We start from the raw sequence: 22,490 nt of genomic DNA on the forward strand, positions 1-22,490 counted from the left end.
CGGTCGCTACGCTGACGCAGCCCAAGCTTCAAGCGGCTTTGGGTTTGAAATCCGCAATGCCCCATGTGATCGGGCCGTCGGGGTGTTTCTCGCGGTTGATTATCGCGGAAAGGAATGCGCGCATGCCGTAGAGCGCCTTTTCCGAGCGGGGCACATAGGTGCGCGAATTCCATGCCTCGGTTCCGCGCTTCCTTACTTTGCGCCCGATTGCGCCGTAGATGCGCGCGGCGGAGAGCACGGCCCAGCGGCTGCGGAAGGGGAGGCGTTCTGCACCTACTCGCGCAGCAGCCTCGTGTTTTTCGACCAGAGCAACCAACCGCGCGGCCATTTCAGCAAGCTCTTCGCGGTGGTGCGGTTTGGTGTGTTGGCCTGGCTCAATATCCTGCTCGACCAGCCATTCCACAGGCAAGTAGCAGCGTCCTGCGGCGTCATCCTCAACGATATCGCGGGCGATATTGGAGAGCTGGAACGCGAGCCCAAGATCGTTCGCGCGGTCGAGCGTGTCGCGGTCTTCGGGGGCAACGCCCATCACCACTGCCATCATGACGCCAACCGCGCCTGCAACATGGAAGCAATATTGCATCATGTCGGCCTCTGTGCGCGGTCGCCAGTCTTCGGCATCCAGCGCAAAGCCTGCAATCACGTCTTCGGCCATGGCGGGGGTGAGGCCGCATTCCTCTGCCACTACGCCCAGTGCATCGAAAGCCGGATCGCCCGTTGGTTTGCCTTCGAAGGCGAGCGCGGTCAGTTTGCGGATATGGGCAAGGCGCGCGTCCAAATCGGATTGATCCCCCAGCTCACCACCCATCACCTGATTGTCGGCAATATCATCACAGCGGCGGCACCACGCGTAGAGCAGCCAAGCGCGTTCGCGTGTTTCGCTGTCGAAGAGTTGGGAGGCCGCAGAAAAGCTCTGCGATCCGAATTTGATCGCTTGATGCGCATGGTTGACTAAGGCCAGCCGGGTTTCGGGATCGACAGCCATAGCGCGCCTCTTACAGATCCTCTGCCTTCATACGGAAGATCGGCGTATGCGGTTGATAGGCGGCCATCTTGTCGAGCAAATCCGGCAGTGTTTCAGAGTGGATCAGGATGTTCTGATGCGCCTCTCGCACAAAGCCGACTTCGGCCATTTTAGCATTGAACGCGATGAGATCGTCGTAAAACCCAAACGCATTGAGCAGGCCTACTGGGTCTGAATGATAGCCCAGCTGCGCCCAGCTCATTGCTTCCCACAGCTCGTCCATTGTGCCCACCCCGCCGGGAATGGTGACAAAGCCATCGGATAGGTCGGTGAAGCGTTGTTTGCGTTCATGCATACCTTTGACGGTGATCAGCTCATCGCAATTGTGATTGGCGACTTCTGAGTTGACCAGTGCCTCCGGGATGACGCCAATGACTTCGCCGCCTGCATCCTTCGCGCCGTTCGCAACCGCGCCCATCAGGCCGAGCCTGCCGCCGCCATAGACAACGCCAATTCCGCGCTGCGCCAAGCCAGCGCCCACTTCGCGGGCAAGTTCAATATAGCGCGGATCTTCGGGCGTGGCCGATCCGCAATAGATAGCGAGACGTTTCATTTTAGTCGGTTACCTCGACCTTGAACTGTGCGCCCTCAGGAAGGTCTTTCAATTGTTCAGCGCTTTCGCCTGTAAATCGGATAAGCTCTTCTAAAGGCAGAATGCAAAGATTCTCAGGCGCATAGTCACCTTGCAAAAGTGACAATGGCTTGAGCGTGATTACGGAGCCATCTTCTGGCTCACCCAAAAGATCATATCCTTTGGTCAGAAGTTCGCCGCCGAACCACAATTCTTTCGCCTCATCGGTGTCGAGATGGGCCTGTGCAGAGCTCTGATCGCCTAAGGCGATAACGCTCAACCCGTCGGGATCGAGGTAGAAGAATTGGTCGTCAGCGTCCGAAAGCAGCAAATGACCCATCGGGCTTTGGGCACGCACACGCTGCGCAGTGAAGCCAGCCCAACCCCAGCTTTCATTTACGATTTCTACAAGGCTCATGACGTCGCTTTAACTCTCAAATCCTTCAGCACAACACCCACCGTTTCAACCACAGCCACTGCGGAACCAGTCTTCGTGAGGCCGATCCGCAGTTAACAGCGAGATGTTTCATCGGGGGAATTCGTAACTCCATTCCGGACCGCAAACATGTTTGAACATCGCGGTGAGCACTTTTTCATCGCCACTGTCATGCTGCTCGTCAACTATCGGTCCGAATTCTCCGATCCGGGCGTTTGGTTCCTTCGGCCAATTCTCATCGATCTTCGGGTCGAACATACCGACAATCGCCATCCGTGAATTTGCACAATCAATCGCGACCCTGATGTCTACGTAGTAAAGGGTGCCGCCATCCTTGCTTTCAGCTCCCCGGATGAGGGCCGTTTGAAATGTGCCGGTGTCATCGGTGTAGGCTGGTTGATCGGCAATATCGAGCAGCACGACTTCTTCGTTGCGCTTGATCTCCCGATCAACCTCTATCCAATCATGCGCATGATCGTCATTGACCAGCTCTGAACTTGGCATCTCTATTTGTCCCGTTTGCATAAGGATGGGGAGAAGCAGAAGGCTCACGCACTTGCCTTGCAGAGCGGGTCTTCGGGCACTGCCGATCCGCAGTAGAAGGCTACCCTTTTCATAGGGCGTTTCATGATTTTTCGCTGCAAATCAGTTCGTGAGACTGTTGTTGATCAACCATGAAATATCCATCTTCAATCATTTCAAAGGTCTCAGGTGTCACGCGCTGCTCGTCTGAGCCAAAAATAGTGAAAAAGTGCGCGGTCTTTAGGCCATACCGCCCAGTTTCACAGTCCATCGCAAACAAATAGTCGCCCTGAAACTGTCCGTGCAAATCAATGCGGAACAATGCCAATTGCAGCTTTGTTCCTTCATAGATCTCAGTCCCGGCTGAATTTGTATCTAGCCAAGCATGCCCAGAGTCACCAGAATACACTTGTACCCATGCATGTTGGTGGCCGCTCACGGCAATCGGCGATTGGCCTAAAGCGCCCGCAAAAGCTGCGATCGAAACTAGGACCCCTATCACACCGTCGCCTTGGCCTTGAGGTCCTCCAGCACAATGCCCGCTGTCGCTTTCGCGCTGCCGACCACGCCGGGAATGCCTGCGCCCGGATGCGTGCCTGCGCCGACGAGGTAGAAGTTCTCAATCTCATCATCGCGGTTGTGGCCACGCAGGTAAGCGCTCTGCCACAGCAACGGCTCTAGGCTGAAGGCGCTGCCCATGTAAGCGGAGAGGTCTTGCTGGAAGTCCTTTGGCGCGTAACTGAACTTGGTGACGATCCGGTCGTGGATGTCAGGGATCAACCGGCGGCCAATCTCATCAAGGATCATCTTTTCGAGCTTCGGCCCCACCTCATCCCAATCGACCGGCATCTTACCCATGTGAGCGACTGGGACGAGCGCGTAGAATGTGCTCTTACCCGGAGGGGCCATGCTCGGATCGGTTACGGTGGGGTGGTGCAGATAGATCGCAAAATCTTCTGGCAGAACGCCATTGTTGAATATGTCTTCGAGCAGCCCCTTATAGCGGTTTGCGAACAGGATCATGTGATGCGCAATGCCGGGCCATGTTCCCTCAAGGCCAAAGTGGACCACAAACAGAGAAGGTGAAAAGCTCTTTCTCTTCAGCGACTTTGCCATCTTTGGTCCGCGCTGTGAATTGGACAGCAAGTCCTTATAGGAATGCATAATATCGCCATTGGAAGCGACCGCATCAAAGCGTTGCCTCCAGCCAGACTTGGTTTCGACCTCATCCGCGCGCGTGCCGATTGTGTGGATTTGCGTCACCGGATCGCCCACACGCATTGTGCCGCCGAGCCGCTCAAAATGGCGCACCATGCCTGCGATTAATCGGTTGGTGCCGCCGCGTGCCCACCACACGCCGCCGTCTTTTTCCAGCTTGTGGATCAGCGCATAGATGCTGCTGGTCTTCATCGGATTGCCACCCACCAACAACGAGTGGAAGCTGAACGCCTCGCGCAGCTTGGGGTGTTCGATGTAGCTGGATACCATTGAATAGACGCTGCGCCATGCCTGCTCTTTGATAAGCGCCGGCGCGGCTTTCAGCATCGTCTTGAAATCGAGGAACGGGACAGTGCCGAGTTTGAGGTAGCCTTCCTCATAAACGCGCGCCGAATATTCGAGGAATTGCTGGTAGCCGACCACATCATCCGGGTTCAGCTTGGCAATCTCTGCGTTCAGTTCGGCTTCGTCATTCGAATAGTCGAAATTCGTGCCGTCGGGCCAGTTGAGGCGGTAAAACGGCATGACCTTCATCAGCTCAACATCATCGGCAATGTCGTGCCCTGTTAGCTGCCATAACTCCTCAAGGCAGGGCGGGTCGGTGATAACCGTGGGGCCTGCATCGAAGGTAAAGCCGTCCTTTTCCCAGAAATATGCGCGGCCACCCGGCTTATCGCGCGCCTCGACCACGGTGGTGGCGATGCCGTGCGATTGCAGGCGCAGCGCCAGCGCCATCCCGCCAAAGCCAGCGCCGATAACGCAGGCGGTTTTGCCTGCATATCGCTCTGCCATGGCAGGGTTGATGCCTCTATCACCGGGGATCGAGGGGTTAAGGTCTAGCGTGGCATCTGCGTTCATGCCTGTTTCTCCGTGGGTGTGGGATCTTGGCCAACGATCCCGGACGTATTTTTAAGTGGCGCGCCGCGTTTAAACATGGCCGCGATCGCGCTTGGAATAGGTACGGGGGGCTCACCCCATAAGACGCGTAATTTATCGAGCGGATTTGAGCGCGCGGCATAGAACCGTTCGATCAAACCTTCGCGCAATTTGTAGAAGCGTTGGAACACTTTGACGCGCTTCTCCGGTTTAGCAGCGAAGAACAAGAAACGCGCGAGCAAGCGGTAATATCCCGTGCGGCTCCAATGTTCACGCGCGCGCGCTTCGAACATTACAGCCAGTTGCGGGCCGGAAAGGTCAGCCTCGTCCGCGATCACCAGCGCATTTTCAACCGCAATGCACATTGTGTAGCTGGTGAGCGGATGGGTGAAGCCGCCGCGTGCGCCTGCTGCGGTTACACCTTCGATGCGGATCTCGTCCTGATAGGCGCCAAAATCACCGCCTGTTAGCACCGGCAAAACGCCCGCCTCGTGGCCGATAACTGCGCTGTCCTTCCAGCCATTGGCGTGCATATATTGGTCAATCCGCGAAGACAGAGCGGCGCGATCGAGCTGCGGATCATCGGCGTAATAGGTGTCTTCAATAAAGATATCATGCGCGCCCAATGGCAGCGTGTAGACGAACCGATACGCGCCGCCATTGCCATGCGGGGCGAGCTGATCGACATTGGCGTCCATGATGATTGGCCGGTCCAGGCCATGCGCCTCTTCAAGCTTCATGTGCCGCCCAAGGAAGACCTGCCACCCGCCATTCAAATGCGGCGAGGATTGGAAGCTGCGGCAATCAATCACGGTGCGCGCATCAAGCCGCTGGGTCTCACCGCTGGGCGTCTCAAGATCGACCCCGCGCGCATCAAGGCTGGCGGCCTTGCGTTTGAGCATCACCGCGCCTTCGGGCAATTCGCGCACCAGACCTTCGTGAAAATCAGCCGACGCCATAGAGCGATAAGCGGTTTTTAAGTGCCGGCGATATTTGGGAAAGACGACGTTGTAGCCCGCATCCCAACCCGTCTGACGAAAGCCAGCGAGCAACGCGCGACCCTGTTCTGAAAGGTCGCTGTCAAACCAGCTCCAACGGTGATTGCCACCAATTGTGCGGCCCGCTTCGATCACGGCGATGCGATATTCGGGGCGAGCGCGATGGAGCGCGAGCGCGATCAACCCACCGGCCAAACCGCCGCCAACTATGACGCAATCGAATTGTGAGTCGCTCATTCGGGTTTCCCCGTAGGACAGCGCGCGGCACGTAGCAATGATGCAGAAGGTGCAATGCCATAAAAGGAAACGATTATTGCTCTCGCGAGTATTGCAATTACTCAACCACAAACGCCCCCACTAAGGCCCCCACAAAGGATCGCCTCAATGCATTCATTCATGCGCACCGCTGCGCTTGCCACTTTTACGACCACAATGCTGGCGACACCTGCCTTTGCCGATGCGCCTGCGGATAAGGATGCTGAAGAGGCTCTGGCGCTGGCAGAAGATCGCGAGCAGCAAGCGCGTCCTCAACAAGGTGGCCAACAAGGTGAGCGACAGGGTCCACCTGCCGGAGTTGGCGCAGGTGGCCCTCCCTTTAAGCCCGTATTTGATGAGACATGGATCACGGTCGGTATTGGTGCCGGTCTAGTGCCGAGCTATTCGGGCTCTGACGATTACAACGTCTTTCCATTGCCGCTAATCGTTGGGCGCGTGGGCGGAGTGGGGATCAGCCCCAATGGCCCCGGCTTCAACCTTGATTTGCTGTCGCAGCCGCCATCGCGTGGACCGGCTGAAACCACCTTTTCCTTTGGTCCCTCTTTCCGTTTTCGCAATGACCGCGCGAACCAGATTGATGACGAAGTGGTTGAGCTGGCAGGCGAACTCGACACCGCAATCGAAGTGGGCGTGAATGGCGGCGTGAGCATTCCAGGCGTCCTGCATTCGCGCGACCGGCTGGGGCTTTCCACCCAAGTGCGTTGGGACATTCTGGACGCGCATAACGGCATGCTGATCGAGCCGGGGGTGTCTTACTTTACCCCGCTTGGGCGCAGCGCCGTGATGCAATTGTCTGTGAATGCCAGCATCGTCGATGATGATTTTGCGGACTACTATTATTCCGTCACCCCGGCTGCGAGCGCGGCGACGGGCCTTGCAGAATTTCAGGCCGATGGCGGGTTGAACTCGGTCGGCACACTCGCGATCCTGACACTTGACCTAGATGGCAATGCGCTCAATGGCGGGTTCAACATTTACGGCCTTGCGGGCTATTCCCGGCTGATCGGAGACGCAGCGGACACCCCCTTCACCAGCGAACGCGGCAGCGCGAACCAGTTTATCGGCGGGATTGGCGTGGGCTATACGTTCTAGCCGCCCAGCCTTCGCTTAAGCACGCTCTCTACCGCTGCAACAATTCGCGCTTGTTCCTCAGGAGTAAGGGGCGTCAGTTCCATCTCTGCGCGCAGGGTAACGATGCCCGGTTGAACCTGGCTCAGCTTAAGCAAGCTGGGGTTTGACATCGCGAGGCGGCCCATCTCGGCCATATCTTCCTGAGACAGTTCTGCGATCGTCGCGGCTGAAGCATTCTCCAGATCGCTATTCACGTCCTCTTCGAGTTCGCTTGGACTAGCGTCTTCGAATCTTTCGAGATCTGAAATTGTCTCATCGGGGCTGAAATTACGCGAGGCACCGCTCAAAATGCGCTTTCCCAGATCTGAACGATAGAATTCCGCAATTTCTTGTGCGTCATCAGGAGTTAGATATTGCGCGAATAGGGCTGTCATGCGTGGCCGATACTGGTCGCGAACGCGAATTTGATAGTCGCGGAAAGCGGGGCGAATTTCCTTGATCAATTCGTCCAGTAGTCCGGGGCTTTGCGCTTCCATCTGCTGAAACATTGCAATCGAGGCATATTCACTGCGTACGACTTGCATCGTATTGTCGAGGGCGACCTCATGATCGACCCCTTCATTCATCGAATCGTACATATCTTCATATGCGGCGGCTGAGGCCTGAGCGATGGCGGGAGTTGCCGTAACAGCAACCCCCGGTGCCATAATAATTGCCGCAAATGCGGCGACTGCGCTGCGCAGAGTAACTCGCATTTAGTCTTCCCCTTCTTCCTCAGGCACCTCTGCACCTTTGGCACCTTCAGCCAGTTGTGGGCGTGGGGCAGGCATTTCCGCGGTGCGATCGCCTGTCTTCAGGTATGTGTCGAACCATTCCATCATGCGCAGATTGTAGTCATAGCGGCTGGCCGCCATGCGATTGCCGTGGCCTTCGCCCGGATAGAAGACGAGGCGCAGTGGCAGGTCCGGATTGCGCACTTTGACGAAGCGATACAGCTCCATCGACTGGCTTGGATCAACGCGCGTATCCTCGGCACCGTGCATAATCAGCAGCGGGGTTTCCGCACGATCAGTGTAGTAGATCGGGGAGACTTCAAGCATCTTCTGCCAATCATCCCAAGGCCATGCGAGCGAGTGCACATTGTACATTTCGTATGGGATGTCGGTGGTGCCAAACTTGCTGATCTGGTCAGAGATGCCGACAAACATCACCGATGCCGCGTATTCTTCCGAATAATATGTCGCGCCCCATGCGCTGGCATAGCCGCCATAGGAACCGCCAGTGATGCCTGTGCGATCAGGATCGGTGATGCCGTCTGCGGCCAATGCGTTCTTGCCATCGACAATGTCGCGAAATTCAGGATCGGTGTAGCGGCCCTGATGCTGCTTCGAGAAGTCTGTGCCGTAGCCGGTTGATCCGCGATAGTTCGGGAGGAACACGGCATAGCCTTGCGCTGCGGCGAGGTGGCCGGGGTTTGAATAGCTGGTCTGCCAGCCATTGCTCTCATGCGCTTCGGGTCCGCCATGCACATCCATAATGGTCGGTGCGCCGCCTTCGGAGATGCCGCCAACAGGCGTAATCAGAACGCCTTCGATTTGTTGACCGTCAGTGGCGGTATAGCGATAGGCGCGTTGCTCACCGAAGTCGATTTCGCTGAGCCAATCATTGTGGTTGGTCCAGCGGTTGAAGCTGGTGCCATCTAGCACGAACAATTCGGTCGGGTGGCGCGGCGCATTGGCGGCAACGGCAACGCGGTCGCCAGCAGCCTCGACACGGGTCAGGATCAACTCGCCCGGATCAATCTCAGACATCTGCGAGCCGTCTGCCGAATACATACGCAGCACGCTTTGCACGCCGACATGGATCACTGCTGCGAGATTGCCGTCTGCAAGCCATTCTGCGTCCACTGCCGCCTCAGCTGCACCGGCGTTAAGCGCACGGAATTCACCGGTTGCGGTGTCGACTAAGTGCAATGTCGTTGCCGCAGGATCGTTCATATCGACGCCTGCGATCAGCGACAATTGCGAGCCATCGGGTGAAATCTCAACATCGCCGATCTTGCCAGGCGTTTCGACCACGGCAGTCACTTCGCCGGTGTTGAGGTCGATTACGTTGACCCGCTTTGATGTGTAGCTGTCATCGACCAGCGGAGATGGTGTTGTCTCAATAATGCCCATGCGGCCATCAGAGGAAACGTCAAACGCGCTTACAAAACCGGGCAGTTCAATTTCGCGTGGCTCTTTGTCCACTTCATCGCCCACGCTTGCGGCAAACAGGCGGGCGGGGCGGAATTCTTCCTCATAAACGCGCGCGGTAAAGCCGCCTTTGCGCTGTGCCTCGCGCTGAGCATCTTCGCCGGGGCCGGTGAGCATGTAGATTGTGGCTCCGTCTGGGCTAAAGCGGTAGGAGCGAACGCCTGTATCCTCAACCGCAGCCAGCTTCATGTAAGTGCCGCCATCGACCGGCACACCCCATACGGCGCGGTCTTCATCGTCTTTGGCCCACATGAAAGTGACCATGCGGCCATCGGGTGAGAATGCGACGCCTGATGGGCTGATGTCGTCGGGCAGATATTGGCGCGCAGCATCGGGTGCATGGGCCACGCTCAGCTCGCTAGTGAAGCTGCCGTTCTTCTCGCCCTCGGTGACGTCAGGCAGGCTGGAGGTAGTGTAGGCAACGCGCGATCCGTCGGGTGAGACAGCGATTGCGCCAACGCTTTCAAGCTTTGCAATGTCTTCCGGAGTCATCGGACGGGCATGAGCGGTCGCGGTTAGCGAAGCAGAGGCAAGCAGGGTTGCTGCGGTGAGGGTCGCTTTGGTCAGAGTTGAGCGGTTCATGGGTGATCGATTCCTTAAGCACAGGTATTGTTGCGTGGTTTCATAACGTCCAGCCGATGAATCGCAAATTTGTTCCACGCGCTTGCCATCTTGATGCGCTGAGAGCATCACATGCCCAAGGGGTTTTCGGAGAGATTATGATGAGAATTTTAAGGCAAGCCGTTGGTGTGATCGCTGGATTGGCTGCGCTGGTCGCAGCGCCCGCGATGGCTCAAGACATCACGCTCGTCCATGCGGGCAGCATAGTGGCTGACGCCAATAGCGAGCCAACTGGGCCAATGACGATTGTCGTTACAGACGGTGTGGTCACAAATGTCCTGAGCATTGACGCAGCTACGCGGGAAACGATGGAAGCTGAGGCGTCACAGATCATTGACCTCTCCGACAAAACCGTACTTCCCGGTTTGATTGACCTGCACACGCATCTGTCTGGCGACCCGTCGGGTGAGTTCTGGCGCGGGGCGACCACGCCGCCGGAATACTACACACTGATCGGTGCGAAGAATGCGCGGATCACTGCGCTTGCTGGCTTTACCACGGTGCGCGATCTGGGCTCGCGCACGGATCAGGTCACGCAATCCCTGCGCCAAGCAACCGCCGAAGGGATTGTAGCCGGTCCACGCATCATCACCAGCGCGCGCACGATCTCGATCATTGGTGGGCACGGCGATGTGTCTGGCTTTACCGAGCATGTGAATGATGTGCTCGACAGCGGGTTTACTTGTACTGGCGCGACCGAATGCGCGGCCAAGGTGCGCCTTGCCTCGCAATATGGCGCAGACCTCATCAAGATCACCGCAACAGGCGGCGTCCTCTCACAGCAGGGGCGGGGCCTAGAGGCGCATTTCACTGATGAAGAGATGAGCGCGATTGTCGACACGGCAGAATCGCTTGGCCTGAGAGTTGCTGCCCATGCCCACGGCGCGCGCGGTATCGAAGCGGCGGCTCGGGCTGGCGTGCATACTATTGAGCATGGCACTTACATTGACGATGCAGCAGCGCGGGCGATGAATGAAAGCGGCACGACGCTTGTGCCCACGCTGATGGCGTTTGAAGGCATCCGGCAGAACCTTGGCAAAGGCTTCTATACCCCTGTAGTTGAGGAGAAGATCCGCGCAGTCGCCGAAGTTGCCGGAACGATTGTTGAACGCGCGCGGGCCAACAATGTGCGCATCGCCTTTGGCACCGATGCAGGCGTGTTTCCTCATGGCGAGAATGCGGGCGAGTTCGCTTTGCTGGTGCGCGGCGGCATGTCGAACCGCGAAGCGCTTGCCAGCGCCACCACGGTCGCTGCTGATATACTCGGAATGGGCGATACAATCGGCCGCATCGCGCCGGGCTATTCCGCCGATATCATCGCGGTGGATGGCAATCCGCTGGAGGATGTGACGGTGCTGGAAGAAGTGGGCTTCGTAATGGTTCGCGGCCGGGTGATCGAGTGAAGGCAAAGCCTTTTGCGAGTGCGTGTGCAGCGGGCCTTTTGCTTGGCTCGCCCGCTATCGCGCAAGAACCTGCGTGCGTGGTTGAGCTGGTCGTGCTTGGCGCGGGCCAGGATGCAGGCGCGCCGCAGATTGGGAACGCTGACGATGATGGGCCGCGCTTGCTGCCATCCTCGCTCGGCCTGATCGACCGTGAAGAGGGCAAGCGATACGTCCTCGACGCAACCCCCGCCATTACCGAGCAGCTCGCCATGCTGGATGCGATTGAGCCAGCACAGCAAGGGCTGGGCGTTGACGGCGTCTTCCTTACCCATGCCCATATCGGGCACTATCTTGGCCTTGCCTATTTCGGGCGAGAGGCGGCGGGCGCGAGAAATTTGCCTGTCTATGCAATGCCGCGCATGGCGGATTTTTTGCGCACCAATGGCCCGTGGAGCCAGTTGGTGGAGCTTGGTAATATTAATATCGAAACGCCTGAGATTGCGAGGGGTCTACTCAGTCCTGATATGCCCGCTGAACAGCGCCCCGCTATCATTCGGATCTCTGAAAAATTGGGAGCAGCCGCTTTGCCGGTCCCACATCGCGACGAATATTCAGAGACGGTGGCTTGGGCAATCCTCGACCCCGACCGCTTCGTCGTCATGTACTTGCCAGACATCGATAGCTGGGAAGAGCTTGAGGCTCGCGGTTCAGAATTTGGGCTCTCAAACCTTGTGAGCAAGGCCGATTTCATCTTCATCGACGCGACCTTCTGGGACGACAATGAACTCCCTGGTAGGGATATGAGCGAAATCCCGCATCCTCGCGTCACCGAAACGATGGATCTGTTGCAAAACCTGCCGGCAAGCGAGCGGGTCAAAGTCCACTTCATTCACTACAACCACACCAACCCCATTCGTGATCCAGAAAGCGCTGAAAGCCGCGAAGTCGTTGAGCGCGGTTTCAATGTTGCGCGCCGGGGTGATCGGCATTGTCTCACTGACTAACGCGGCGGTCGCTTCGTCCGATCGGTCCATTGCATGCGTGCTGGACACGATCTGTCAGCGCGGCGTAGCGTGCGCGTGAACTCTCCGTTTGAAAGGTTGCCTCATGCCGTTTCGCTTGCCTTTAACGCTGCTAGCGCTCGTTGTTCTTACCTCCTGTGGCTTGGTGATAACGCCCGATAGTGAGCCTGATCCATTGGCTCCCGCTGGAGAAGCAACGGCGATCTTAAATGCAGGTGTTATCGCGCATTTGGGCAGCGGTGAGGGTGAGCCTATGAAAGTGCTATTCGACCCGCTCTATGACGATCACTATGGCGCGTTTGAGGAAATGACGCCGGAGCTGATCGAAGCGATTGTGACGGGCGCGCCACCCTATGATGGGGTCAGCGCAGTCTTCGTAAGCCACGCGCATGGCGATCACTTTTCTGCTCACAATCTCAACCGGATGATGGCGGCGCAGCCTCAATTGCAACTTTTCGCGCCGGCGCAGGCGGTCGAAGCGATGGTTGAAGAGGGCGGCTGGGATATCCGTTTCTACACGCGCACCGCCTCGCTCTCCCTCACGCCTGAGATTGGCAGTATGCAGCAATCCTACGGAAGTAGGATGACCGAGGGTTTTCTGCTGGTTGATGCATTCCTATCGCCACATAATGGCTGGCCCGATCGGCATGCAGACGTGCACAATATTACTTACCGAGTAAGCTATTCGCGCAATGGCGGCGGGCTGACCTATCCAACAATCATCCATATGGGTGATGCCGATCCGGCGATTGAGCATTTTGAGCCTCACAAGGAATTGCTGGCCGCACGCCGCAGCGGCCTGGCGATGGTGCCGTTCTGGTTTTATCAGGAGGACGCTTTGGACGCGCTGCTCGATCAAACGCTCAACGCAGACAGCGCGGTTGCGATGCATGTGCCCGTGCGAGTGCCTGCCTCTCTGAAAGAGGGCGATCGCCCATACTTCTCTGACGTGGGCGAGACAGCGCCGATACCGGTCAGCGAATAGGGGTGATTTCCAGCAAGGGCGCACAGGCGCGCGTACTCACCAATCGCTGCGCTGCATCCCAGCCACCATTGAGCCATGTCTCCCGCGCCTCTTGCGTGTCCGGCAGGACCAGCGGCATTGCAGAGCAGCCGTGCGCCTTGGGCTCGCCCACCGGATCCAACGTAAGCAGCGCAAAGCTGGGCACTTCTTCGTCCTTCCAAACGCCTGCCATGGCAAAGGGCACTTCGTCTTCGGGAGCGAACCAGTGCTTCAATCGCCGCCCTTCATAATCGGTCTCGCTCCCCCACAGCATGACTTGCGTGGCGGGGATCAGGCAGCGGAACTCGCTATTGCGCAAATTGCCAATCCAGAACGGGCTTTGCAGGTTGCGCAGATGCGTGATGCGGCGCGTGGGATCATCGTCTGACGGCGGTGGGGCGACACCCCACAGACGCGGCGTCATACGCGGTTGCAGGTTTGCGCCAGTGGGACGCGGCCCTGCCACAAATTCGCGCCCAGCGGTGATTATCGGTGCAAACTTCAATGGAGCGACGTACCCACCTGCCCAAGGGTCCTCGCCCTGCACAGCGCCAAAGCGGCGCGCGATTTCAGCGGCGCTAGCATCGAGGCGATAGAGCTGAGTCAATTGGGCTCCCGTTTGTCGGACTGAATCCGCATCTCAGTAACCAGAATTGACAGCCCTGCGAATAGCCACCAACGACTTATCAAAGTTAGGGGATGACTATCATGGAACTCGCAGTGTCGCGCGCGGTCAAATACACCGCCATTTTGTTGATCACGATTGCTGTCACTCAGGCAGCCTACACCGCGCTTTATGTTGGAGCCCCTGATGTATCGCGGTTGTTCCTCTGGCGGATCGAGGCGATCTTGTTCATCGCTCTTTCTGCGGTGGCGGGCGTCGCCTTTGTCAAAGCAAAGCAATTCACGCTCGGCTGGTCAGCAATTTTCGTCAGCGCCATTTTGAACTTCATTCAAGTCGGCATTGGCCTTGTGATGTTCGGCCCCTTTCGTGAGGCGGCAGAAGCGGTGGAAAGCGCTGCGCCCATGGCTGGATCGGTCGTCGCCTTTTCGTTTTTCATCTACAATGGCGCAAAGGCGCTGCTTGGCCTTGCCGCAATTGTATTCGGCATGGCAAAGCTCAATTCTGGTAGCAAAGCGCTGGGCGGATTGACCGCTTTTGTCGGCGTGGTCGCTTTTGCCAGCAACATTGTGGTCATGGCTCTGGGGCTGAGCGCATCCGTCACTGGCGGCGGTCTGATGCCATCCGGCGCGTCCGGCGTGGTCGCGACTATCCTGCTGGCGCTCTGCCTGTTTGGCGTCGCGAACGAGGATTGATTGCCAAGCAGACCGTGATGCCCTGTGACAGCACTCGTTAGACGTCGGGTGCTTCTATAGCGTCGGGAAGCAGGTTGATTGGGCCTTCCAGGGGCGCGTCGTCGGCCTGTGTCTCAAGCCCGAATGCCTCGGGCGAAGTGTCGACCGCAGACGGTGCCTCCAATGGAAATTCTTTGATCTTGCCTCCTGGCGGGACCGGGCAAGGGATTGGCAGAATGACAGGTGGCACCTTCGCCAGAGATGGAGCTGTGCCGGACTTCTTTTTCTCCGGTTCAGGCTCTATCGCACGGCGATTAATGCTTGGTACGGGCAAGGCGTCTGGCTCGTCTTCGGGCTCAGCAATATAGACCGGTTCGGGATGCAGATCGGTGCAAGGCGCACCTTCGAACCAACCAAATTTACAGCCCAGATCGACGGGGTAACCGTGCCCATAACCGTTCTTATGCGCCGCGCTCATTGTCGCCAAGACCAGTGTGGCGGCCATAATGGCAAGCAAAGTCAGAGCTGCTCTGAACAGCAATTTCAGACCTGTCAGGAAGTTCTTGATGAATCTTAGGACGGGCTGGGCAGCACGGATGGCGCGCGCTTTGCTACGCGCTGGAGCGAATATCCAAAGCAACCAAGCGCCTGCCACCGCTGCCAATGCTGCGATTAGCGACGCAAATTGCTGAAGGGTAGCGAACAAAACTTCCACTTTTGCCTCTCCTATTCACGCACGCGCCTCCAACACGTGCGACGTCCTTCAAAGCCTTTTGGCTTTTGCAATTCACATTTCGATAGGCTTCTGTTGCGAAGCGTCTGACCCGGTCTCTGCCAATGGCGATGACGGGTTTCGGATCAATCCGAATTTGCCCCTGAACTTGTGGCTCTTTGCAAAAAAGCAGTGTGCATATGCCAACAAGTATGCGTGGTCTGTTTCCACGCTTGGCCTCTCGCATTCATGTTGCCGGGCCTGCTGTCGCTTCGCATGACGGCTTTGGCTTCTGGTGTACCAATACCGCCACGGGCGAGATTGTTTTCGTCAGCTAACAGATCGACTTAATCGATCTGCTTACCGAAGGTAAAGTAACACAGTATCAACTGAATTGGGAGTCTTGTCAGGCCTCGAATGGATGACGTCATAGCGCCAGTTTTCACAGCTCGCCACGCCATGATTCCGTAACGTCAATCCAATGGGTTGCGCCAAATGCAAAGCCTGTTCGATTCAATCGACGCCCATTTTTGACAAGAATTCTTGGGCCCCACATGGGGCTTTCCATGTGTCAATCGCGAACCGATTCGCTGCTCCCATGCAGTTGCCAATGCTGCAACGTCACGCAATCCCGCGTTGATCATGCCGGACCGTATGAGTGGTCAGCGCCGCTACTTCCAGGCAGCCAGTTTGGTCTGAAATCGGACGACTAATCCAAGCTTGCGGCGAGACCTTCAAATCCGGCGGCGAAGTCGGATTTGAAGTCTTGCACAATTGTTCCGACGCCGCGCGAATCTTGAACGAGGCCTAGGCCTTGTCCGACCCAATAGCTCGATAGAGCCTGCGCCTTAGGGTTGCCTGCAATCGCCGCGCTGTCGAGCGCGCGCAGCACGGGTTCTGCAAGCAAGCTCATCAGCGGCATCGGCAGGGCAGGCATACCCGCTGCTTCCCAGCGTTCATGCCATTCGCTCTTCAACTGGCGCGAATATTTGCCGGTGCGGTGCTTAGACCGGATCGTATCGCGCGATCCTGCTGCGATCATCTTGTCGCGGAAGACTTCTGTGGTTTCGGCCTCAGGTGAAGCGAGCCAGACGCTACCGCACCATGCGCCCGCGGCGCCCATCGCCATCATGCCCGCCATTTGCTTGCCCGTCATAATCCCGCCAGCGGCCAACACGGGAATGTCCGCGCCGCTTTCTTCAATCGCCCGGATCACTTCGGGCACCAGCACGATGGTGGAGACATCGCCGCAATGTCCGCCGCCTTCGCCGCCTTGTGCAACGATCACATCGACGCCTGCCTCAACCTGTTTGAGCGCGTGTTCCTTTGCGCCCACGAGCGCCGCGACCGGAATGCCGTGTTTCTTGCCCGCCTCGATCATGGCGGGAGGAGCGGTGCCAAGCGCATTGGCGATTAGTCGCACGGGATGGTTGAAGCTCACCTCCAGCAATTCCTGACCCAACGATGTGTTGGGCGCCTGCGATCCGCCAAGCGGTGCAGCGAGCGCTTCATCCATTCCGCATTCGCGCAAAAGGTCGCGCGTGAAGTCGCGATATTCTGATGGGATGGCGGCGATAATCTCATCAGCGCTTACCGAACTATCGACCGCCTGAATTTCAGGGATGAGCACATCGACGCCGTAGGGTTTGCCCTCCACATGATCGTCAATCCAGTTGAGTTCATGCTCCAACTGTTCCGGTGTGTAGCTAACCGCGCCCAGCACGCCGAACCCGCCCGCACGGCTGGCGGCAGCCACCACATCGCGGCAATGCGAAAAGGCAAACAACGGGAATTCACACCCCACCATTTCTGTCATTTTGAACGGCACATTTCTCTCCTGCGGATTAGCTGGACTATCCCATGCCATAGCTCTAAACCCCATGCCATCCCCGGGGAGCCATGAGGCTGAGAGGGTGGTTAAAGTCCACCGACCCGTTGAACCTGAACCGACTAACATCGGCGGAGGGAGTGGGCTGGTCTGAAATGGGCACCCCGCGCTTTCCGTTTACTGGAGAACGAGCGCAATGGCCGACATCAACACACCTGTAGAAATTGGCGTAACCACGGGCCCTATTCGCGGCAGCCGCAAGGTCTATGTTGGCGCGCGCACCGGTTCCGGCGTGCGGGTTGCCATGCGTGAGATTGACCTTGAGGGCGATGAGCCTTCGGTCCGCGTCTACGACACATCCGGCCCCTATACCGACCCAGAAGCCGCGATTGACATCAATGCTGGCCTTGCAGGGCTACGCTCCGACTGGATCGCATCGCGCGGCGATGTGGAAGCCTATGATGGCCGCGAGGTAAAGCCAGAGGATAACGGCCAGCTCGGGCCAGACCGTTCAGGCGGCGTCCCGCAATTCCCGAACGTGGTGAAGCGCCCCTTACGCGCCAAAGCCGGGCACAACGTCACGCAAATTCACTATGCGCGCAAAGGCATCATCACACCTGAGATGGAATATGTCGCCGAGCGTGAGAATTTGGGCCGCGAACTCGCCGCAGACTTTGTGCGCGATGGGGAGAGCTGGGGTGCGGAGATCCCCGATGTGATCACCCCTGAGTTCGTCCGATCCGAGGTCGCCCGTGGCCGCGCGATCATTCCCAACAACATCAACCACCCAGAAACTGAGCCCATGGCAATTGGGCGCAATTTCCTCGTCAAGATCAACGCCAATATCGGCAATTCTGCCGTCGCCTCTGACGTCGCAACCGAAGTGGACAAGATGGTCTGGGCGACGCGCTGGGGGGCGGATACGATCATGGACCTTTCCACGGGCCGCAACATCCACGACACGCGCGAATGGATCATCCGCAACTCTGCCGTTCCGGTTGGCACCGTGCCGATTTACCAAGCGCTTGAGAAAGTCGGCGGTGTTGCCGAAGACCTCACCTGGGACATCTTCCGCGACACTCTGATCGAGCAGGCCGAGCAAGGCGTCGACTACTTCACCATCCACGCTGGCGTGCGCCTGCCCTTCGTCCCCATGGCCGCCAAGCGCGTCACCGGCATCGTCTCTCGCGGCGGGTCGATCATGGCGAAATGGTGCCTCGCGCATCACAAGGAAAGCTTCCTCTACGAGCATTTCGACGAAATCTCCGAGATCTGCGCCGCCTATGACATCGCCTATTCGCTGGGCGACGGCCTGCGCCCCGGCTCCATCGCCGACGCCAATGACGAAGCGCAGTTTGCCGAGCTCTACACCCTTGGTGAGCTCACCAAGCGCGCTTGGGCGCAAGACGTGCAGGTCATGATCGAGGGGCCGGGCCACGTGCCCATGCACAAGATCAAGGAAAATATGGAAAAGCAGCTGGAGGCTTGCGGCGAAGCGCCATTCTATACGCTTGGGCCGCTCGTCACCGATATTGCGCCGGGTTACGACCACATCACCAGCGGCATTGGAGCGGCGCAAATCGGTTGGTACGGCACCGCGATGCTCTGCTACGTGACGCCTAAAGAGCATCTCGGCCTGCCTGACCGCGACGATGTGAAAGTGGGCGTTGTGACCTATAAGCTCGCCGCGCACGCCGCCGACCTTGCCAAGGGCCACCCGGCTGCAAAGGTTCGCGACGATGCCCTGTCAAAGGCGCGGTTTGAGTTCCGCTGGAGGGACCAGTTCAACCTGTCGCTCGACCCCGAAACCGCCGAGCAATATCACGACCAGACGCTGCCAGCAGAGGGCGCCAAGACGGCCCACTTCTGCTCCATGTGCGGACCAAAATTCTGTTCAATGAAGATCAGTCAAGAAGTCCGCGACTTCGCCGCAAAGCAAAACTCAGACCCCGACAGCTTCCTAGCCGCAACCGCGCCGGTTGAGGACGCGGAGAAGGGCATGGAGGAGATGAGCCGCGTCTATAAGGAGAAGGGGCAGGAGTTGTATTTGCCTGAGGAGTGACCAATTCTAAAAAATTGGATTTTTTTGAGGCGCTTTGATGGCACGACCTAGAGTTTTTATTTCGTCTACTTGCTATGATCTTGGAACCGTCAGAGCCGAGTTGAGACCCTTTATCGACTCAGTTGGTTACGAGCCAATAATGAGCGAGTTTTCGGACATTCTTTTCGATCCAAGAAAACACACTCATGATAGCTGCGTTCGTGAGATAGTTACTGCCGACATTCTGGTCCTGATCATAGGTTCTAGGTTAGGTGGCGAGGCACTTCCATCAGCGACGGAACTTGTGAACTTTGACAAGCTCTCGGATGATTGGAGTGCGTCTAAATTGTCTGAGTTCAAAGACAAATTGTCGATCACACAGCTTGAAGTTCTTAAGGCAATCGAAAACGGGATCCCAGTTTATACTTTCGTGGAATCTGGAGTTCATCGCGATCACCTATTTTACGAAAAAAACAAGAAGAAGAAACAAGTCATAGAGGAAGCTGAATTTCCATCTATCAGTAAGCCTGACTCGGCGATCTATATTTTCGAGTTCATCAATTTTCTTCGGAAGCGGAGCATTAATAACTCTATCTTTGAGTTTTCTAATATAGAGGATATACGAAAGTCTCTGCGATCTCAGTGGGCACACCTTTTCCAAAGATTTTTAGGTGAAAGCAGATCCGACGAAAAGACATCACGAGAATTCAATGCTTTCTCGAATCAGATCGAGGATTTGAAAGCTGTCGTGTTGGCGTCGATCGGCAGTGATCAGCTCAAACAAACCGCATCGGGCGTGCTTAGATTTAGAATGCTGTTCGATTTTCTTACTGGCCTGAAATTGGACGACCGCAGAGAGATTATCCTAAGTGAGTCTAGTTGGGAGAATATCCTCGAGAGCGCGGGGGTCGTGGAAATTTTGTTTCAGTTTTATACTCGAGCAACGAGGCGGCCTGATACGGTTTTTGTCAAAGAAGATAGGACTTTTTACCTATTTCGCGGTTCAGAACGCCTCTATCAAAAAATCCAGAATGACTGGGCAGATTTTCGGGCACTGAATGACCCAATGAGAGAGGCGGTCTACGAAGCTCTAATTGATACAAGCGATGGCAGACCGAATATGATGTTTCGGCATCGACAGGAGCCAATTGAAGAGTACCTTGAGCGAATGAACCGTGAAGACACAGACGATGATTGATATGGGATTTGGCGGAACCCCGGTTGCCAACACTTAAAAACTAGTTCCGTCACCCCATAGCCACCAGCACCCGGTCCAAGCTTTGCAAAAACCGTGACCGGTCCGCTTTGCTGAAAGGCGGCGGGCCTCCACCAATTCCGTCCATGCCTGCGCGCAGGTCTTCCATTATCGCGCGGGTTGCGATGGCGCCTCCGATGCTCGCGGCGCTGAACTCTTCGCCATTGTGCTTGAGCACGCGGGCGCCTGCTTTCAGGCACCGCTCCGCCAGCAGGATATCGGCGGTGATCACCACGCTTCGGGGTCCTGCGTTCTCCGCAATCCAATCGTCCGCTGCGTCAAAGCCATCATCGACCACCACGCGCTTGACCCGAGGGCTGTCTGGGATGCGAAAAGGGGAGTTGCTGACCACGCGCACTTCGGCCTTAAATCGGCTGGCGACGCGGTAGATTTCCTCTTTGACCGGGCAGGCATCCGCGTCGATCAGGATCGTGACGGTGGCGGTCATTCAGAAGGCTGCTCAGTAATCCGCACCAGCTCCCAGTCATAGCCCAGTTCGCGCACGCGGCGCTCCAGTTCTGCGCGCAACTGCGCATCGGGCTTTGCTTCGCGGGTTAGCATCCAGAGATAGCGCCCCGATGGCTCGCCGACGATGGACCAGTCATAGGTCCCTTGTGTGTTGAGCAGCGAGCGGTCGAGGATCCAGTAGTCGCCAAAGAAAGGCCCGAAAAAGCTCACGCGCAGCTTGGCGCCGTTTGACCCTTCGACCACTTTGGCGCGGCCCGTGGACTGGTCGAATTCTTCATCAAGCGAGCCTTTGTAGCAGGAATTGACGACTTGGATGTTCGCCTCGCCAGAGGTCTCTCGCAGCGAATATTCTGCCGTGACGCCTTCGCAGCCGCGCTGAAAGGGGGCTTCGTAGCGTCCGTACTCGTACCAAGTGCCAAGATACGCCTCGAGCGCGACGGGCTTCGCAGGCTCTGGCACGGCGACATTGCCGACGGGACCGGGAGAGCCGCCAATCAGGCTGGCACAGCCGCTTACGCCAACGCCCAGCGCCAAGAGGAGCGGCGCTGCAAACAGGGCGGAGCGGCGGGTGGTTGTGGTCATGGAAAGTGAACGCCTTTTTGCGCAATAGTGAGTGTTTAAAGGCACTATATACGCGCCGCCAGCATCTGCCAAAAAAGACCTTTGCGAACAATAATTAGGCGTTTGCGCAATAGTCTGCTAGACGATGCTTTGCTGACGTCGGAATTTGCGACGGACTTCGAAATTTGACGACCGCCGCTTGGTTCTTCGGACCCCCGGCGTAAACCGGACGACGACTTCCTTTCTCCCTGAACGATTAGACGCACTACCCACGCGGCATGCTGCTGCGCGGGGCAAAACGTTCTTGAAAGGAACACTTATGTCAAAGACTGGCACCGTTAAATTCTTCAACAATGACAAAGGCTACGGCTTCATTCAGCCTGACGATGGCTCACCTGACAGCTTCGTTCACATCACCGCTGTTCAAGCAGCCGGCATGCAGGGCCTTGATAAGGACCAGCGTTTGAACTTTGAAGTTGAAACCGGCCGTAATGGCAAGGAAAGCGCCGTAAACCTCTCGGCTGCTGACTGATCAATTTGTAAAATGGGGCGCGGGCGCGAAGCGTGTCTCGTGCCCCCTTTTGCTGACAAGGATTGATCGCAACACTCTATGAGGAAAGGGCGCATATGGCCCAGACATACGAATTTTACACCGCCCGCGCAGATGAAGCGGCGGAACGCGCGAAAGAGGCGGGGCTGGACAATGTCCGCGAACGCGAATTGCGCGCAGAGGAAAGCTGGCGCAAACTGGCAGATCAAGCCCGCAAGACCGTAATCGCGCGCGACAAAGCTGACGCGATCCGGGCAGAGCGCCGCGCTGCTGAGGCAGAAGCTGCCCTTCAAGAGGGTTAGGCCGAGTAAGCGAACGCAGCTGCTTTCGCGCTTTCCTACAGCTGGCAAAATTAGCTAAATCGGGGCCATGTTTGCAGCTCCCCATACCCTATCCGACCACAGGCTTTGCGGGCCGTTTCATGGCGTCTGCGGGCAGGGGCACTTTTTTACTCTAGGACCGTGTAACATGCGGTCCATGTCTCGCTTAAGTGTCTGTAAACGC

At 57.2% G+C, this 22,490-nt stretch carries 23 protein-coding genes and 1 riboswitch; of the genes, 9 read left to right on the forward strand and 14 right to left on the reverse strand.

The genetic code is table 11. The annotated features are described in order from the left end of the window. Window positions 1-28: 28 nt before the first annotated feature. The 7 genes from AC0V6N_RS00970 to crtY form a co-directional block, all read right to left on the reverse strand. A complete protein-coding gene (locus AC0V6N_RS00970) occupies window positions 29-985 on the reverse strand; it encodes a phytoene/squalene synthase family protein (RefSeq protein WP_486169725.1) in 957 nt (318 codons plus the stop codon). Window positions 986-995: 10 nt separating this feature from the next. Then, a complete protein-coding gene (locus AC0V6N_RS00975) occupies window positions 996-1,577 on the reverse strand; it encodes an LOG family protein (RefSeq protein WP_486169726.1) in 582 nt (193 codons plus the stop codon). 1 nt (window position 1,578) lies between these two features. Next, complete coding sequence (locus AC0V6N_RS00980; protein WP_486169727.1) at window positions 1,579-2,013, reverse strand: hypothetical protein; 435 nt, start codon at window positions 2,011-2,013, stop codon at window positions 1,579-1,581. A gap of 108 nt (window positions 2,014-2,121) precedes the next feature. Beyond that, window positions 2,122-2,535, reverse strand: coding sequence for a hypothetical protein (locus AC0V6N_RS00985; protein ID WP_486169728.1), 414 nt, complete (start codon window positions 2,533-2,535; stop codon window positions 2,122-2,124). Window positions 2,536-2,656: 121 nt separating this feature from the next. Beyond that, window positions 2,657-2,992 (reverse strand): hypothetical protein, encoded by a 336-nt coding sequence (locus tag AC0V6N_RS00990; protein ID WP_486169729.1) that lies wholly within the window; start codon window positions 2,990-2,992, stop codon window positions 2,657-2,659. 59 nt (window positions 2,993-3,051) lie between these two features. Further along, window positions 3,052-4,563 (reverse strand): phytoene desaturase, encoded by a 1,512-nt coding sequence (locus AC0V6N_RS00995; RefSeq protein WP_486172400.1) that lies wholly within the window; start codon window positions 4,561-4,563, stop codon window positions 3,052-3,054. A 62-nt stretch (window positions 4,564-4,625) separates the two neighbouring features. Next, window positions 4,626-5,882, reverse strand: coding sequence for a lycopene beta-cyclase CrtY (crtY, locus tag AC0V6N_RS01000; RefSeq protein ID WP_486169730.1), 1,257 nt, complete (start codon window positions 5,880-5,882; stop codon window positions 4,626-4,628). 147 nt (window positions 5,883-6,029) lie between these two features. Here crtY and AC0V6N_RS01005 point away from each other — a divergent pair, with 147 nt between their 5' ends. Then, on the forward strand, window positions 6,030-7,013 hold the full coding sequence (locus tag AC0V6N_RS01005) for a MipA/OmpV family protein (protein WP_486169731.1): 984 nt from the start codon (window positions 6,030-6,032) through the stop codon (window positions 7,011-7,013). Here AC0V6N_RS01005 and AC0V6N_RS01010 read toward each other — a convergent pair. Together AC0V6N_RS01010 and AC0V6N_RS01015 are read right to left on the reverse strand one after the other, a co-directional pair. Then, window positions 7,010-7,747, reverse strand: coding sequence for a DUF2059 domain-containing protein (locus tag AC0V6N_RS01010; protein WP_486169732.1), 738 nt, complete (start codon window positions 7,745-7,747; stop codon window positions 7,010-7,012). The genes AC0V6N_RS01005 and AC0V6N_RS01010 overlap by 4 nt on opposite strands. Then, complete coding sequence (locus AC0V6N_RS01015; RefSeq protein WP_486169733.1) at window positions 7,748-9,829, reverse strand: prolyl oligopeptidase family serine peptidase; 2,082 nt, start codon at window positions 9,827-9,829, stop codon at window positions 7,748-7,750. It abuts the gene before it with no gap. A gap of 140 nt (window positions 9,830-9,969) precedes the next feature. Here AC0V6N_RS01015 and AC0V6N_RS01020 point away from each other — a divergent pair, with 140 nt between their 5' ends. From AC0V6N_RS01020 to AC0V6N_RS01030, 3 genes are all read left to right on the forward strand, one after another. Then, window positions 9,970-11,271 (forward strand): metal-dependent hydrolase family protein, encoded by a 1,302-nt coding sequence (locus tag AC0V6N_RS01020; protein ID WP_486172401.1) that lies wholly within the window; start codon window positions 9,970-9,972, stop codon window positions 11,269-11,271. Continuing rightward, window positions 11,268-12,254, forward strand: a complete 987-nt coding sequence (locus AC0V6N_RS01025; RefSeq protein ID WP_486169734.1) for an MBL fold metallo-hydrolase — start codon at window positions 11,268-11,270, stop codon at window positions 12,252-12,254. The genes AC0V6N_RS01020 and AC0V6N_RS01025 overlap by 4 nt, the downstream gene beginning before the upstream one ends. 103 nt (window positions 12,255-12,357) lie before the next feature. Further along, complete coding sequence (locus AC0V6N_RS01030) at window positions 12,358-13,257, forward strand: MBL fold metallo-hydrolase (protein WP_486169735.1); 900 nt, start codon at window positions 12,358-12,360, stop codon at window positions 13,255-13,257. On the opposite strand, the gene AC0V6N_RS01035 is transcribed toward AC0V6N_RS01030, so the two are convergent. After that, on the reverse strand, window positions 13,247-13,882 hold the full coding sequence (locus AC0V6N_RS01035; RefSeq protein ID WP_486169736.1) for an SOS response-associated peptidase family protein: 636 nt from the start codon (window positions 13,880-13,882) through the stop codon (window positions 13,247-13,249). The two genes, AC0V6N_RS01030 and AC0V6N_RS01035, sit on opposite strands and share 11 nt — an antisense overlap. Before the next feature lie 101 nt (window positions 13,883-13,983). Here AC0V6N_RS01035 and AC0V6N_RS01040 point away from each other — a divergent pair, with 101 nt between their 5' ends. Continuing rightward, window positions 13,984-14,592 carry a thiamine biosynthesis protein ThiC gene (locus AC0V6N_RS01040; protein ID WP_486169737.1) on the forward strand — a complete coding sequence of 203 codons (609 nt, stop codon included), beginning with the start codon at window positions 13,984-13,986 and terminating at the stop codon, window positions 14,590-14,592. 37 nt (window positions 14,593-14,629) lie between these two features. Here the strand turns inward: AC0V6N_RS01040 and AC0V6N_RS01045 are convergent, their stop codons facing one another. Together AC0V6N_RS01045 and AC0V6N_RS01050 are read right to left on the reverse strand one after the other, a co-directional pair. Then, window positions 14,630-15,286 carry a hypothetical protein gene (locus AC0V6N_RS01045; protein ID WP_486169738.1) on the reverse strand — a complete coding sequence of 219 codons (657 nt, stop codon included), beginning with the start codon at window positions 15,284-15,286 and terminating at the stop codon, window positions 14,630-14,632. A 706-nt stretch (window positions 15,287-15,992) separates the two neighbouring features. After that, window positions 15,993-17,111 carry a nitronate monooxygenase gene (locus AC0V6N_RS01050; protein ID WP_486169739.1) on the reverse strand — a complete coding sequence of 373 codons (1,119 nt, stop codon included), beginning with the start codon at window positions 17,109-17,111 and terminating at the stop codon, window positions 15,993-15,995. 52 nt (window positions 17,112-17,163) lie between these two features. Then, window positions 17,164-17,268, forward strand: a riboswitch (TPP riboswitch). Between the two features lie 39 nt (window positions 17,269-17,307). Here AC0V6N_RS01050 and thiC point away from each other — a divergent pair. After that, entirely contained in the window at window positions 17,308-19,173 is a 1,866-nt protein-coding gene (gene thiC, locus AC0V6N_RS01055) for a phosphomethylpyrimidine synthase ThiC (RefSeq protein WP_486169740.1), read from the forward strand. A gap of 37 nt (window positions 19,174-19,210) precedes the next feature. Then, window positions 19,211-20,350, forward strand: a complete 1,140-nt coding sequence (locus tag AC0V6N_RS01060; RefSeq protein ID WP_486169741.1) for a DUF4062 domain-containing protein — start codon at window positions 19,211-19,213, stop codon at window positions 20,348-20,350. Window positions 20,351-20,399: 49 nt separating this feature from the next. On the opposite strand, the gene AC0V6N_RS01065 is transcribed toward AC0V6N_RS01060, so the two are convergent. Together AC0V6N_RS01065 and AC0V6N_RS01070 are read right to left on the reverse strand one after the other, a co-directional pair. Further along, window positions 20,400-20,855 carry a YaiI/YqxD family protein gene (locus AC0V6N_RS01065; protein ID WP_486169742.1) on the reverse strand — a complete coding sequence of 152 codons (456 nt, stop codon included), beginning with the start codon at window positions 20,853-20,855 and terminating at the stop codon, window positions 20,400-20,402. Beyond that, window positions 20,852-21,457, reverse strand: coding sequence for a lipocalin family protein (locus AC0V6N_RS01070; RefSeq protein ID WP_486169743.1), 606 nt, complete (start codon window positions 21,455-21,457; stop codon window positions 20,852-20,854). Before AC0V6N_RS01070 ends, AC0V6N_RS01065 begins: the two co-directional genes overlap by 4 nt. A gap of 298 nt (window positions 21,458-21,755) precedes the next feature. On the opposite strand from AC0V6N_RS01070, the gene AC0V6N_RS01075 reads away from it, so the two are divergent. Beyond that, window positions 21,756-21,968 carry a cold-shock protein gene (locus AC0V6N_RS01075; RefSeq protein WP_486169744.1) on the forward strand — a complete coding sequence of 71 codons (213 nt, stop codon included), beginning with the start codon at window positions 21,756-21,758 and terminating at the stop codon, window positions 21,966-21,968. Window positions 21,969-22,063: 95 nt separating this feature from the next. Next, window positions 22,064-22,288 carry a hypothetical protein gene (locus AC0V6N_RS01080; RefSeq protein WP_486169745.1) on the forward strand — a complete coding sequence of 75 codons (225 nt, stop codon included), beginning with the start codon at window positions 22,064-22,066 and terminating at the stop codon, window positions 22,286-22,288. Window positions 22,289-22,490: the final 202 nt, after the last annotated feature.

This window comes from Erythrobacter sp. S57(2025) (assembly GCF_057365055.1).

Bases quoted from the DNA above. Each gene is read 5' to 3' on its own strand.
- AC0V6N_RS00970 (WP_486169725.1), bottom strand. From the start codon at position 985: ATGGCTGTCGATCCCGAAACCCGGCTGGCCTTAGTCAACCATGCGCAT.
- AC0V6N_RS00975 (WP_486169726.1), bottom strand. From the start codon at position 1,577: ATGAAACGTCTCGCTATCTATTGCGGATCGGCCACGCCCGAAGATCCG.
- AC0V6N_RS00980 (WP_486169727.1), bottom strand. From the start codon at position 2,013: ATGAGCCTTGTAGAAATCGTAAATGAAAGCTGGGGTTGGGCTGGCTTC.
- AC0V6N_RS00985 (WP_486169728.1), bottom strand. From the start codon at position 2,535: ATGCCAAGTTCAGAGCTGGTCAATGACGATCATGCGCATGATTGGATA.
- AC0V6N_RS00995 (WP_486172400.1), bottom strand. From the start codon at position 4,563: ATGGCAGAGCGATATGCAGGCAAAACCGCCTGCGTTATCGGCGCTGGC.
- crtY (WP_486169730.1), bottom strand. From the start codon at position 5,882: ATGAGCGACTCACAATTCGATTGCGTCATAGTTGGCGGCGGTTTGGCC.
- AC0V6N_RS01005 (WP_486169731.1), top strand. From the start codon at position 6,030: ATGCATTCATTCATGCGCACCGCTGCGCTTGCCACTTTTACGACCACA.
- AC0V6N_RS01010 (WP_486169732.1), bottom strand. From the start codon at position 7,747: ATGCGAGTTACTCTGCGCAGCGCAGTCGCCGCATTTGCGGCAATTATT.
- AC0V6N_RS01015 (WP_486169733.1), bottom strand. From the start codon at position 9,829: ATGAACCGCTCAACTCTGACCAAAGCGACCCTCACCGCAGCAACCCTG.
- AC0V6N_RS01020 (WP_486172401.1), top strand. From the start codon at position 9,970: ATGAGAATTTTAAGGCAAGCCGTTGGTGTGATCGCTGGATTGGCTGCG.
- AC0V6N_RS01030 (WP_486169735.1), top strand. From the start codon at position 12,358: ATGCCGTTTCGCTTGCCTTTAACGCTGCTAGCGCTCGTTGTTCTTACC.
- AC0V6N_RS01040 (WP_486169737.1), top strand. From the start codon at position 13,984: ATGGAACTCGCAGTGTCGCGCGCGGTCAAATACACCGCCATTTTGTTG.
- thiC (WP_486169740.1), top strand. From the start codon at position 17,308: ATGGCCGACATCAACACACCTGTAGAAATTGGCGTAACCACGGGCCCT.
- AC0V6N_RS01060 (WP_486169741.1), top strand. From the start codon at position 19,211: ATGGCACGACCTAGAGTTTTTATTTCGTCTACTTGCTATGATCTTGGA.
- AC0V6N_RS01065 (WP_486169742.1), bottom strand. From the start codon at position 20,855: ATGACCGCCACCGTCACGATCCTGATCGACGCGGATGCCTGCCCGGTC.
- AC0V6N_RS01070 (WP_486169743.1), bottom strand. From the start codon at position 21,457: ATGACCACAACCACCCGCCGCTCCGCCCTGTTTGCAGCGCCGCTCCTC.
- AC0V6N_RS01075 (WP_486169744.1), top strand. From the start codon at position 21,756: ATGTCAAAGACTGGCACCGTTAAATTCTTCAACAATGACAAAGGCTAC.
- AC0V6N_RS01080 (WP_486169745.1), top strand. From the start codon at position 22,064: ATGGCCCAGACATACGAATTTTACACCGCCCGCGCAGATGAAGCGGCG.